Genomic DNA, 12670 nt, shown 5'->3' with positions numbered 1-12670 from the left:
TCTATTAATTATCTTTTTCAGAATAGTCGTCATCGATGTAGCCGTCCTCTTCCTCCGGCCCGTCGATATAGTCGTCATCCTCAGAATCCACCAGCTCTCCGTCCTTGAACTCCTGCTTCTGGAAGCCGTAGCTGCCGAAGGATTCCTCTTTCTCGTCGTAACGTCTGTCGCCTTCGATGATGGAGCGCAGATCCAGGTCGGTGTCTGCGTAATCGATGTTCTCGGACATCTCCACTTCCTCGCCGTTGTCTTTCAGGACTCTCACGTCCAGACCCAGGGACTGGAGTTCCTTTAAGAGTACCTTGAAGGACTCGGGGATACCCGGCTCCGGAATGTTCTCGCCCTTGATGATGGCCTCGTAGGTCTTCACACGGCCCACAACGTCATCGGACTTCACGGTCAGGATCTCCTGGAGCGTATAGGATGCACCGTATGCCTCCAGGGCCCATACCTCCATCTCACCGAAACGCTGTCCGCCGAACTGGGCCTTACCGCCGAGAGGCTGCTGGGTAACCAGTGCATATGGACCGGTGGAACGTGCATGGATCTTATCGTCTACCAGATGGTGGAGCTTTAAGTAATGCATGTGTCCGATGGTGGTGGGGCTGTCAAAGGGTTCTCCGGTACGGCCGTCGCGCAGCTGCACCTTACCAGTACGGCTGATGGGCACGCCCTTCCAGAGGCCGCGGTGCTCTAAGTGGGTTCCCAGATACTCCATGACCTCCGGCTTGATCAGATCTGCATATTTCTCATGGAATGCATCCCATTCCATATTTACATAATCGTTGGCCAGCTCCAGGGTATCCTGGATATCATCCTCGTTGGCTCCGTCGAAGACCGGCGTGGATACATTGAAGCCCAGGGCCTTGGCAGCCAGGCTTAAGTGGATCTCCAGCACCTGTCCGATGTTCATACGGGACGGCACGCCCAGGGGGTTCAGCACGATATCCAGCGGACGGCCATTGGGTAAGAACGGCATATCCTCAACCGGGAGCACACGGGAAACAACACCCTTGTTTCCGTGACGGCCGGCCATCTTATCGCCCACGGAGATCTTTCTCTTCTGGGCAATGTAGATCCTTACGGACTGGTTCACGCCGGGAGCCAGCTCGTCGCCGTTCTCTCTTGTGAATACCTTGGCGTCCACGATGATGCCGTAAGCGCCGTGGGGCACCTTAAGGGAGGTGTCGCGGACCTCTCTTGCCTTCTCGCCGAAGATGGCGCGGAGGAGCTTTTCTTCTGCGGTCAGCTCAGTCTCTCCCTTGGGAGTTACCTTACCTACCAGGATATCGCCGGCACGGACCTCTGCGCCGATGCGGATGATGCCGCGCTCGTCCAGATCCTTTAAGACATCGTCGCCAACGCCGGGAACGTCTCTGGTGATCTCTTCCGGTCCTAACTTGGTGTCTCTGGCCTCTGCCTCGTACTCCTCGATATGGACGGAGGTATATACGTCGTTCTGGACCAGCTTCTCACTTAACAGTACGGCGTCCTCGTAGTTGTAGCCCTCCCAGGTCATGAAGCCGATCAGCGGGTTCTTTCCAAGGGCGATCTCACCGTTCTTTGTGGACGGGCCGTCTGCGATCACCTCACCCTTTTCCACATGGTCTCCCTTGTAAACGATGGGCTTCTGGTTGTAGCAGTTGGACTGGTTGCTTCTTGCAAATTTGGTCAGACGGTACACATCCTTCATACCGTCAGAATCTCTCTTGATGATGATCTCGTTGGAGGCGGAACGCTCGACCACGCCGGCATTCTTTGCAACGACGCAGACGCCGGAGTCAACAGCCGCCTTGGCCTCGATACCAGTTCCCACAACGGGAGCCTCGGTGGAAAGCAGCGGCACAGCCTGACGCTGCATGTTGGAGCCCATTAACGCACGGTTTGCGTCGTCGTTCTCCAGGAACGGGATCATGGATGTAGCCACGGAGAATACCATCTTCGGGGATACGTCCATTAAGTCGATGGAGCGCTTCTGGAAGGAGGATGTCTCCTCACGGAAACGTCCGGAAATATTGTTGTGGACAAAGTGGCCTTCCTCGTCTAAGGGCTCGTTGGCCTGGGCAACCACATAGTTATCCTCTTCATCGGCAGTCAGGTATACCACATCGTCGGTTACCACAGGGTTGGCCGGATCTGTTTTGTCCAGTACCCGGTATGGAGCCTCCACAAAGCCGTACTGGTTCACTCTGGCGTAGCAGGCCAGGGAGTTGATCAGACCGATGTTGGGACCCTCAGGGGTCTCGATGGGACACATACGTCCGTAGTGGGTGTAGTGTACGTCGCGGACCTCGAATCCGGCACGCTCTCTGGACAGACCGCCGGGGCCCAATGCAGAAAGACGTCTCTTGTGGGTCAGCTCAGACAGCGGGTTGTTCTGGTCCATGAACTGGGACAGCTGGGAGCTTCCGAAGAACTCCTTCACCGCAGCCGTCACCGGCTTGATGTTGATCAGAGACTGGGGAGTGATCCCCTCCATATCCTGTGTGGTCATACGTTCTCTTACCACACGCTCCATTCTGGAAAGGCCGATGCGGTACTGGTTCTGTAAGAGCTCGCCCACCGCACGGATCCTACGGTTTCCAAGGTGGTCGATATCGTCCTTCGTACCAACGCCGAACTCCAGATGCATATTATAGTTAATGGAAGCAATGATGTCTTCCTTTGTGATGTGCTTGGGGATCAGGTCGTGGATGTGGCGGCGGATCTCTGCCTTTAACTCATCCGCTCCCATATCGCCTGCTTTTTCCAGGATATCGGCCAGCACCGGGTAGAATACTAACTCCGTAACGCCGGCCTCTTCCGGATCAAAGCCCACATAGGCAGCCAGATCCACCATCATATTGGAAAGGACCTTCACGTTCCTCTCCTCGGTCTGTACCCATACATAGGGAACGGCCGCATTCTGGATGGCTTCTGCCTGCTCCATGGTCACGGTCTTTCCAGCCTCGGCAAGGATTTCGCCGGTTGTGGTATCCACCACATCCTCTGCCAGGATCTGACCCGTGATACGGTTCTTAAAGTGAAGCTTCTTATTAAATTTATATCTGCCGACCTTTGCCAGATCATATCTTCTGGGGTCGAAGAACATGCTGTTCAGCAGGCTCTCAGCGCTGTCCACGGAAAGCGGCTCGCCGGGACGGATCTTTTTATATAATTCAAGAAGGCCGTCCTGATAGTTATCGGAGGTATCCTTTCCAAAGCTGGCTAACAGCTTGGGCTCTTCTCCGAATAACTCGGTGATCTCTGCATTGGTGCCGTAACCCAGGGCACGGATCAGGACTGTCACCGGGACCTTTCTTGTACGGTCTACGCGGACATAGAACACGTCGTTGGAGTCTGTTTCGTACTCCAGCCATGCGCCGCGGTTGGGGATCACGGTACAGGAATATAATTCCTTTCCGATCTTATCGTGATCGATCCCATAATAGATTCCGGGGGAACGTACCAGCTGGCTGACGATAACACGCTCTGCTCCGTTGATGACGAAGGAACCTGTATCGGTCATTAATGGAAGATCACCCATGAAGATCTCGTGTTCATTGATTTCATCTTTATCTTTGTTGCAGAGTCTCACCTTTACTTTTAAAGGCGCTGCGTAAGTGGCATCCCGCTCTTTGCACTCTTCGATCGTGTACTTGATATCATCTTTGCAAAGTGTGAAGTCCACAAACTCCAGACTCAGATGACCAGCAAAGTCCGCGATGGGAGAGATATCCTCGAAGACCTCTTTCAGGCCCTCATCCAGGAACCACTGATAGGAATCTTTCTGGATTTCGATCAGGTTCGGCATCTCAAGAACTTCCTTCTGTCTCGAGTAGCTCATCCTTACGCTTTTACCGGCCGGCACCGGACGTATTCTGCTTTTCTCCATTGACGTTTCACCCCTGTTTTCTTTCTATATCAACTCTATTTTTGGGCATAATGGTACCCTTACGCGCAAGATACCACAATAGTGCACATTTCATATTATCATGCCCGTGTCAACATGTCAAGGAAATTTCCCAACATTTTCAAAGACTTAATTTTATTACTTTATCGGCCCAAATACTTTTGTTTATTATGTATAGTTTTATTGAATATATTATCGGGTTTATGGTAGAATTTATAAATAACATTCATTCCCATCCGGGGCTGACAGAAGAAAGGAGAAACGATCTTGAGCCAGATTCACCTTGAAACGCTGGATGCGATCCTTGAAAAGCACCAGTGCGATCCATCCCAGGTCATCGCCATCATGCAGGATATCCAGAAGGAATACCACTACCTTCCGGAATCCGCCCTCTGCTACACTGCCAGAAAGCTGGGCATCAGCGACGCCAAGATCTATGGTGTTGCCACCTTCTACGAAAACTTCTCCCTTGAGCCAAAGGGAAAATATGTAATAAAGGTCTGCGACGGGACTGCCTGCCATGTGCGGAAATCTGTTCCCATCCTGGAGGAGATCCGCAAGCAGCTCAACGTCACCGAAAAGAAACCCACCACCGACGACATGCTGTTCACCGTGGAGACTGTATCCTGTCTGGGAGCATGCGGCCTGGCTCCCGTCTGTACCGTCAATGATCATGTATATCCGGCCATGACGCCGGAAAAAGCCAGAGAAATGATTCGTGAGATCCGCAGGAAGGAGGGCCTGGACGCATGAGTGAGATAAAAAGAATCAATACAAGAGCCGAGCTTGAACAGAAGCGGGAACACTTCATCCAGTGCCTGGCCACCCAGGATAAGCAGATCCTGATCTGCGGCGGCACCGGCTGTGTGGCCGGAGGCTCTTTAAAGATCTACGACCGTCTGAAGGAATTAATGGAAGAAAGGGACATTGCCTGTACCGTGCAGCTGGAGGAGGAGCCCCACGACCACAGCATCGGCCTGAAAAAAAGCGGCTGCCACGGCTTCTGCGAAATGGGCCCCCTGCTGAGGATCGAGCCCATGGGATGGCTGTATATTAAGGTAAAGGTGGAGGACTGTGAGGATATCATCGAGCAGAGCATCCTGGGCGACCAGGTGGTGGACCGTCTGGTGTACCGGGATAAGGACGGCACCCCATACCAGAGGCAGGACGATATCCCCTTTTATAAGCAGCAGACCCGGGTAGCTTTAGAGCACTGCGGCCACATCAACGCCGAATCCATCCGGGAATACATCGCCATGGGCGGTTACAGCGCCGTGGCAAAGGCCCTGTTCGATATGACGCCGGAAGGGATCGTAAAGGAGATCTCTGAGGCCGGTCTCCGGGGACGCGGAGGCGGCGGCTTCCCCACCGGCAGAAAGTGGGAGCAGGTTCTGCGTCAGCCCGGTCCCGAAAAATACGTGGTCTGCAATGGAGATGAGGGCGATCCGGGCGCGTTCATGGACCGCTCCATGATGGAGGGCGATCCCCACCGGGTCCTGGAGGGCATGATCATCGCCGGCATCGCCACCCAGGCTCATCAGGGATATATTTATGTCCGGGCGGAATACCCATTGGCTGTGGAACGTCTGTCCATGGCCATTGACCAAGCCAGACAGCGCGGCCTTCTGGGTAAAAACATCCTGGATTCCGGCTTTGATTTCGATATCCATATCAGCCAGGGCGCAGGAGCCTTCGTATGCGGAGAGGGAAGCGCTCTCACCGCATCCATCGAAGGAAACCGCGGCATGCCCAGAGTAAAACCGCCCCGTACCGTGGAGCACGGCCTGTTTGACAGTCCCACGGTCTTAAATAATGTGGAGACCTACTGCAACGTGGCACCCATCATCCAGAAGGGCGCCGCCTGGTATAAGACCATCGGCCCGGAAAACAACCACGGAACCAAGGCCTTCGCCCTTACCGGAAACGTCAACAATACCGGACTCATCGAGGTTCCCATGGGTACGCCTCTCCGGAAGGTCATCTTCGACATCGGCGGCGGCGTCAAGGACGGGGAATTTAAGGCGGTACAGATCGGCGGCCCCTCCGGCGGCTGTCTCTGCCTCAGCGCCACCGAGGACCATCTGGATATGCACCTGGACTTTGACTCCTTAAAAAAGGTGGGAGCCATGATCGGCTCCGGCGGCCTGGTGGTCATGAACGACAAGAGCTGTATGGTAGAGGTGGCCCGGTTCTTCATGAACTTCACCCAGAATGAATCCTGCGGCAAATGCGTTCCCTGCCGGGAGGGTACCAAGCGGATGCTGGAGATCTTAACGGATATCACCGAGGGACGCGGCACCCTGGAGCACATTAAGCTTCTGGAGGAGCTTTCCTCCACCATCTCCGAGACAGCCCTCTGCGGCCTTGGGAAGTCGGCTCCGTCTCCTGTCAGCAGCACCCTGAAATACTTCCGCGACGAATACCTGGCCCATGTGATGGACAAAAAGTGTCCGGCCAGCCAGTGCAAGGCCCTGGTGACCCTGCAGATCGATCCGGAGCTCTGCCGCGGCTGCACCAAGTGCGCCAGACTGTGTCCGGTGGGAGCTATTTCCGGTTCTGTAAAGCAGCCCCATGTCATCGACACCCATAAGTGCATCAAGTGCCGCGCATGCCTGGACGGCTGCAGCTTCGGCGCAGTAAAAGAAGTATAAGGAGGGGAGACACATGGCTAAATATATGATCGTAGACGGACTCCGCGCAGAGTTCACAGACGAAAAAAATATCCTTCAGGTGATCCGGAACGTCGGGATCCACATCCCCACCTTCTGCTACTATACGGATCTTTCCATTTACGGCGCCTGCCGCATGTGCGTGGTGGAGGACGACAAGGGAAATATCATCGCCTCCTGCTCCACACCGCCCAAGGATAAAATGGTGATCCGCACCAATACGCCCAAGCTGCACCACCACAGGAAAATGATCCTGGAGCTTCTGCTGGCCTCCCACTGCCGGGACTGCACCATCTGTGAAAAGAACCAGAAATGCCAGCTCCAGGCCCTGGCCCGCCGGTTCGGCCTTTACGATATCCGCTTTAAGAACAACCGGCCCAATTACGAGATCGACGACTCCTCTCCCGCCATTGTCCGGGATATGAACAAATGCATCCTCTGCGGCGACTGCGTCCGCATGTGCAACGAGATCCAGCATGTGGGAGCCATCGACTTCGTCAACCGGGGCTCCAATATGATCGTATCCCCGGCCTTTAACCGGAAGCTTTCGGAAACGGAATGCGTCAACTGCGGCCAGTGCGCGGCGGTCTGTCCAACAGGAGCCATCACCATTAAAAAATCCAAGGGAAAGGTCTGGAACGCCCTGTTCGATCCCACCAAACGGGTCATCGCCCAGGTGGCCCCGGCCGTCCGGGTGGCCCTCGGCGAGGAGTTCGGCATGGCTCCCGGTGAAAACAGCATTTATAAGATCTACACCGCCCTCCATATGATCGGCTTTGATCTTTGCTTCGATACCAGCGTCAGCGCCGACATGACCATCATCGAGGAAACCAACGAGCTGGCGGAGATCTTAAGCCGGAATGAGGAGCGCAGGTATCCGCTATTCACCTCCTGCTGCCCAGCCTGGGTCAGATATGTGGAAAACAAGCATCCTGAGCTGCTGCCGTACCTTTCCACCAGTAAATCTCCCATGGAGATGTTCGGCGCAGTCTTAAAGGAATACTATAAGCCCTCCGACGAGGAATGCGGCCTGGAGACCTTCAACGTGGCCATCATGCCGTGTACGGCAAAGAAGATGGAAGCCGAGCGGGAGGAATTCATCCGGAACGGGAAGCCAGACATCGACGCTGTTCTTACCACCAAGGAGCTGGCCTCCATGATCCGGGAGCTGGGGATCCAGTTCGCAGACCTGGAGCCCACGGCCCCCGACACCCCGTTCTCCATCCGCTCCGGCGGCGGCGTGATCTTCGGCACCAGCGGCGGCGTCACAGAAGCAGCCCTCCGCCGTCTGGCAGAGCGCACCAATCCGGCGCTCCAGGAGATCCGCTACTCCGGCGTCCGCGGCCTGGAGGGGATCAAGAAATTCACCATTGAGATCGGCGGCAGGGCCGTCCACACGGCCGTGGTCAGCGGACTGGGCAACGCAGAAACGCTCATCGGGCTGATCGAAAGCGGAGAAGAGCACTTTGACTTTGTGGAGATCATGGCCTGTCCCACCGGCTGCATCGGCGGCGCGGGACAGCCGGAAAGCTTCCTGGAGGACAAGAAAAAACGCTCCTCCGGACTCTACACCGCCGACAAGAGCGCCCTGGTGAAGCGCTCCGATGAAAACCCGGTGGTAACCAAGCTGTACGAAGACGGCGTATTAAAGGATCGGGCCAGGGAGCTGCTGCACGTGCATTATAAGGCTCCCGCAGCCAGCCAGTCATAAAGGAATCCCAAGTTATAAAAAGCCCCCCTGGTCATTTTCATGACTGGGGGCTTTTCTTCTATATTCATTGTCCGTTTAATTATTATCTTCCTTCTTCTCTCCCGTTCCGTTTTCGATACAGTAGAGGACCTTGTTGCGTTTTACATAGAAATCCCCTATGATCTCTTCATCAGGCAAAAAAGCGGTTGACAGGATTCTTTTATCGTGACATAACGACTACATAATGACCAGTCAGTAAATGAGGAGGAATGATCATGACACAGAAGACGATCCAGGGAAATGCAGATCTGGCTAAACAGATCCGGCTCAGACGCAGCGAACTGGGACTGACCATTGAGGAAGCCGCCTCCCGAGCAGGAGTAGGGACAAAGACCTGGTGCCGGTATGAGGCAGGAGAATCCATCCGCAGCGATAAATGCAAAGGTGTCTGTAAAGCACTGAACTGGCTCAGCATCCCAGGCCAGGAAAGCCGGAACGCCCACAGAGTTCTCCCTTGAAGAATATAAGGACCATGAAGCGTGGTCCAGGTTTCTGGAGGATGAATTCGGGACCCGGGCTGCCCTTTCCTTTGCCATAGGCAGCGATCTGCTCCTTGACCATCTCCAGGAGGATATGGATGAGCTTGCAGCTATGCCGGCCGGGTCCCATATCGGACAGCTGGAGATCTCTTTTATAGACGGATTCCTGCCCCGGCAGTTTCTTATGCATTATACCTATGAGTTCCTTTACCGCATGAAATGCAGCTTATACAGCATGCGGACCCGCGCCCAAAGCGGCCTTCCTCTGAGAGCACACAGTGTGGCCGAAGAGCTGCTGGTCACTTTCTGCGAGCAGGAGGCATCGGCCTTGATCGAGCTCAGCGGAAAATTCTATGAGATCGGAGACGAAACCTCCGGGGACTGGATCTTCGACCTGTTCGGGGATTCTGACCTCCTCCAGTTCCTGTATTCCGGGATGTACCTGGAGCCGGACCACCCGTATCACCTGTCCCACTGGTATGAGCCGCAGTTTTATATGGAATAAGTCTGTGTAGGGAGTTTTTATATGAAAGGAGCCGGGAAGCCTGCTGTTTCATGGGGCTTCCCGGCTCTTTTCTTTTTATTCAAACTCGATCGTCGCCACCGGCTTCTTCGTGATCTCGTATACCACCCGGTTGATGCTGGTCACCTCAGCAGTGATCCGGTCTGCGATCCGCTCTAACAGATCGTAGTCGATCCGCTCGATGGTCGCCGTCATGGCGTCGATGGTGTTGACCGCACGGATCACGGCCATATAGCCCATGCTTCTGGCGTTATCCCTCACACCGACCGCCTTGAAATCCGGGATCGCTACAAAGTACTGCCACACAGTCTTATCCAAACCAGACTTGGCAAATTCGTCACGGAGGATCGCGTCAGCCTCACGGAGTGCCTCCAGCCGTTCCCGGGTGATCGCTCCAAGGCAGCGGACGCCAAGTCCCGGACCCGGGAACGGCTGACGGTATACCATTTCTGCCGGAAGGCCCAGCTCGATACCGCAGGCGCGTACCTCATCCTTAAACAGCTGCTTTAACGGCTCTACCAGCTCAAACTGCAGATCCTCCGGAAGACCGCCCACATTGTGGTGGGATTTCACACATTTGGCAGTTTTTGTGCCGGACTCGATGATATCCGGGTAAATGGTGCCCTGGCCCAGGAAATCGATCCCCTCCAGCTTTCTTGCCTCTTCCTCAAACACACGGATGAATTCTCCGCCGATGATCTTACGCTTTTCCTCCGGATCTGCAACGCCGTCCAGCTTTCCAAGGAACCGCTCTGTCGCGTCCACATAGATCAGATTTGCGTGCAGCTCGTCGCGGAATACCTTTACCACGCCCTCAGACTCGTTCTTACGCATTAAGCCATGGTTTACATGGACGCACACCAGCTGCTGCCCGATGGCCTTGATCAGCATGGCTGCAACCACAGAGGAATCCACGCCGCCGGAAAGCGCCAGAAGAACCTTTTTATCTCCCACCTGCTTACGGATCAGTTCCACCTGGTCCTCAATGAAATTCTTCATGTTCCAGTTGGCCTCTGCCTTACATGTCTCAAAAAGGAAGGCCTTCATGGCCGCATCGTCCGGAAGCTCCTGGTACTGTACCTCACATTTTGACTGGGGATAATCAATGGAGATCATCGGATAGCCCAGTCCATATAATTCGTCCCGGACCTGTACCTCCTGTCCGTCCACCACGCGGTTCTCACCGCCGTTTAAAATAATACCCTTTACATTATCCAGAGCCTGAAGCTCCTCCACCGTAATATCATGGGGATGGATCTCGCTGTATACGCCCAGGTCCCTGATCTGACGGGCAATCACTGTATTCTCTGTGCTTCCAAGATCCAGAATTACTATCATATCCTGCTTCATGCTGATTCTCCTTTTAATTATGTTAGATTAAGCGTTATCTACATTATACCTGTTCCAGAGAAAAAATCCATCAAAATTTTTTATTTTCGAGTTCATGGGCCTCCATTCCTCTTCCTTTCATCTCCCGGTATCAGAAAAAGGTTGTGATTCCCAGAAAAATGCGCTATAATGAACAGGCCATTGAGATCTGGCAGAAAAACCATTTAAAGAGAGGTGAGATCATGGACAGTAGTGGTAGTCGAAGTACGGATATGGTAATCCAGCAGTTACAGAATGCAGACGCGACCTGGCTGTCTGTGGTCTGATCTGGCTTTATCTGCATATATACAAGTGGATACCATTGTCCGTTCCAGTACAGCACTACATAAGCAGATGCGAATGCAGGGATCCTGTCTGTAACCGGCAGTGGATTTTTTATGCCCTTTTTTCCTTGCAGACAGGGCTCCTGTGTCCGCCTTTGTTTTCAACTGACTTGTAAAGGAGGACAATAAAATGGCAGGAAACACAACCGTAAGCACAGCGCCTGCAGGATACAGCGCTGAGATCGCAGAACTGATCCGCAGCAGCCTGACTCCCCGGAGAATGCAGGAAAAGCTGTCTTCTTATCATGAAAACGATGTCGCATCCGCTCTGGAGCTTCTGACCCAGACGGAACGGGCAAAATTATACCAGATCCTGGACTCAGAAACCCTGGCAGGGATCCTGGAATACTCCGATCATCTTACAGAATATGTACAGGAGCTGAGCGTCCGGAAAAAGGTCGATGTATTTTCCCAAATGGAGCCATCCGACGTGGTGGAGGTGCTGCGCCAGTTGGAAAAGGGCGAGCGGGAGACCCTGGTGGATCTACTGGACCCACAGGTCCGCTCCGATGTGAAATTGCTGAGTTCCTTCGACGAGGACGAGATCGGCAGCGTCATGTCCACCAACTACATCTCCGTCCCGGACCATGCATCGGTCAAAGAGGCCATGTCGGAGCTCGTCCGCCAGGCTGCCGAAAACGACAACATCAGCACCATTTATGTGGTGGACCAGAGGGAGACCTTTTATGGCGCCATTGACCTGAAGGACCTGATCATTGCCCGGGAGGGGACCGATCTGAAGGAGGTCATGACCTGCTCCTATCCATACGTTTACGCGCGGTCGCCCATTGAGGACTGTATCCCGCAGTTAAGAGATTATTCTGAGGACTCCATCCCCGTACTGGACAACGAAAACCGGCTCATCGGCGTCATCACGGCCCGTGATCTGGTTGAGGTCGTAGGGGATGAGCTCAATGAAGACTACGCAAAGCTGGCAGGTCTTTCCGCCGAGGAGGATCTGGAGGAACCGATCTTCCGCAGTGTGAAAAAGCGGCTTCCATGGCTTTTCGTCCTGCTTGTCATGGGCCTCGGCGTATCCGCAACCGTCGGGCTCTTTGAATCCATCGTAGCCCAGCTCCCAGTCATCATGAGCTTTCAGTCGCTGATCCTGGATATGGCAGGCAACGTGGGCACCCAGTCCCTGGCTGTTGCCATCCGTGTACTCATGGACAAACAGACCTCCGGAAAGCAGAAGCTGACACTGATCCTGAAGGAATCCCGCGTCGGCCTGACCAACGGCTTTATTCTCGGCATATCCTCCTTCCTTGTGATCGGCGGATATCTGGTTTTAAAAGGGAACGGGCTGTCCTTTGCCTTTGCCGTTTCCGGATGCCTCGGCGCAGCCATGATACTGGCCATGCTGATCTCTTCCTTATCCGGCACAGTTATTCCGATCTTCTTCCAGAAGATCGGGGTGGACCCGGCTGTGGCATCTGGTCCACTGATCACAACCGTAAACGATCTGGTCGCCGTGATCACCTATTACGGACTGGCCTGGGTCATTCTGATCAATCTGCTGCATTTGGCGTAGAGAATAAGAAGAAATATAAGACGGGGCTGTCGGTTAATACCGATTTTTTCCCCGGATAACAAAAGAATGAGACAGTCCGCAGAACTCCTGGCTTTTTCAGGGCTATGGTTTTCT

Annotated in this window: 9 protein-coding genes; 7 read left to right on the top strand and 2 right to left on the bottom strand. The window is 54.1% G+C overall.

Translation table 11 applies throughout. The features are described from left to right. Positions 1-4: 4 nt before the first annotated feature. The gene (gene rpoB / locus OCV69_RS13100; RefSeq protein WP_158359663.1) at positions 5-3874 is read right to left on the bottom strand and encodes a DNA-directed RNA polymerase subunit beta; all 3870 of its coding nucleotides are present in this window, start codon (positions 3872-3874) and stop codon (positions 5-7) included. A gap of 282 nt (positions 3875-4156) precedes the next feature. On the opposite strand from rpoB, the gene OCV69_RS13095 reads away from it, so the two are divergent. From OCV69_RS13095 to OCV69_RS13075, 5 genes are all read left to right on the top strand, one after another. Beyond that, positions 4157-4645: an NAD(P)H-dependent oxidoreductase subunit E gene (locus OCV69_RS13095; protein ID WP_158359665.1), complete on the top strand. Its 489-nt coding sequence runs from the start codon at positions 4157-4159 to the stop codon at positions 4643-4645. Next, on the top strand, positions 4642-6543 hold the full coding sequence (locus tag OCV69_RS13090; RefSeq protein WP_158359667.1) for an NADH-ubiquinone oxidoreductase-F iron-sulfur binding region domain-containing protein: 1902 nt from the start codon (positions 4642-4644) through the stop codon (positions 6541-6543). Before OCV69_RS13095 ends, OCV69_RS13090 begins: the two co-directional genes overlap by 4 nt. 13 nt (positions 6544-6556) lie before the next feature. Beyond that, positions 6557-8272, top strand: a complete 1716-nt coding sequence (locus OCV69_RS13085; RefSeq protein WP_158359668.1) for a [FeFe] hydrogenase, group A — start codon at positions 6557-6559, stop codon at positions 8270-8272. 254 nt (positions 8273-8526) lie between these two features. Further along, complete coding sequence (locus OCV69_RS13080; protein WP_262563147.1) at positions 8527-8769, top strand: helix-turn-helix domain-containing protein; 243 nt, start codon at positions 8527-8529, stop codon at positions 8767-8769. Positions 8770-8884: 115 nt separating this feature from the next. Then, on the top strand, positions 8885-9295 hold the full coding sequence (locus OCV69_RS13075; protein ID WP_262563146.1) for a hypothetical protein: 411 nt from the start codon (positions 8885-8887) through the stop codon (positions 9293-9295). A 75-nt stretch (positions 9296-9370) separates the two neighbouring features. Here OCV69_RS13075 and guaA read toward each other — a convergent pair whose 3' ends face one another. After that, the gene (gene guaA, locus OCV69_RS13070) at positions 9371-10663 is read right to left on the bottom strand and encodes a glutamine-hydrolyzing GMP synthase (RefSeq protein ID WP_158359670.1); all 1293 of its coding nucleotides are present in this window, start codon (positions 10661-10663) and stop codon (positions 9371-9373) included. A 143-nt stretch (positions 10664-10806) separates the two neighbouring features. On the opposite strand from guaA, the gene OCV69_RS13065 reads away from it, so the two are divergent. Further along, on the top strand, positions 10807-10968 hold the full coding sequence (locus OCV69_RS13065) for a hypothetical protein (RefSeq protein ID WP_262563145.1): 162 nt from the start codon (positions 10807-10809) through the stop codon (positions 10966-10968). Positions 10969-11155: 187 nt separating this feature from the next. After that, entirely contained in the window at positions 11156-12556 is a 1401-nt protein-coding gene (gene mgtE, locus OCV69_RS13060; protein ID WP_158359672.1) for a magnesium transporter, read from the top strand. Positions 12557-12670: the final 114 nt, after the last annotated feature.

Origin of the sequence: Alitiscatomonas aceti (assembly GCF_025567195.1) — a bacterium.
GTDB classification, from domain to species: Bacteria; Bacillota; Clostridia; order Lachnospirales; family Lachnospiraceae; genus Alitiscatomonas; species Alitiscatomonas aceti.
Note: the sequence above shows the minus strand (reverse complement) of the source record. Positions and strands in the feature narration are given on the sequence as shown.

Excerpts from the sequence above, each read along its gene's own strand:
- rpoB (WP_158359663.1), bottom strand. The coding sequence starts at position 3,874 with ATGGAGAAAAGCAGAATACGTCCGGTGCCGGCCGGTAAAAGCGTAAGG.
- OCV69_RS13090 (WP_158359667.1), top strand. The coding sequence starts at position 4,642 with ATGAGTGAGATAAAAAGAATCAATACAAGAGCCGAGCTTGAACAGAAG.
- OCV69_RS13085 (WP_158359668.1), top strand. The coding sequence starts at position 6,557 with ATGGCTAAATATATGATCGTAGACGGACTCCGCGCAGAGTTCACAGAC.
- OCV69_RS13080 (WP_262563147.1), top strand. The coding sequence starts at position 8,527 with ATGACACAGAAGACGATCCAGGGAAATGCAGATCTGGCTAAACAGATC.
- OCV69_RS13075 (WP_262563146.1), top strand. The coding sequence starts at position 8,885 with ATGGATGAGCTTGCAGCTATGCCGGCCGGGTCCCATATCGGACAGCTG.
- guaA (WP_158359670.1), bottom strand. The coding sequence starts at position 10,663 with ATGAAGCAGGATATGATAGTAATTCTGGATCTTGGAAGCACAGAGAAT.
- mgtE (WP_158359672.1), top strand. The coding sequence starts at position 11,156 with ATGGCAGGAAACACAACCGTAAGCACAGCGCCTGCAGGATACAGCGCT.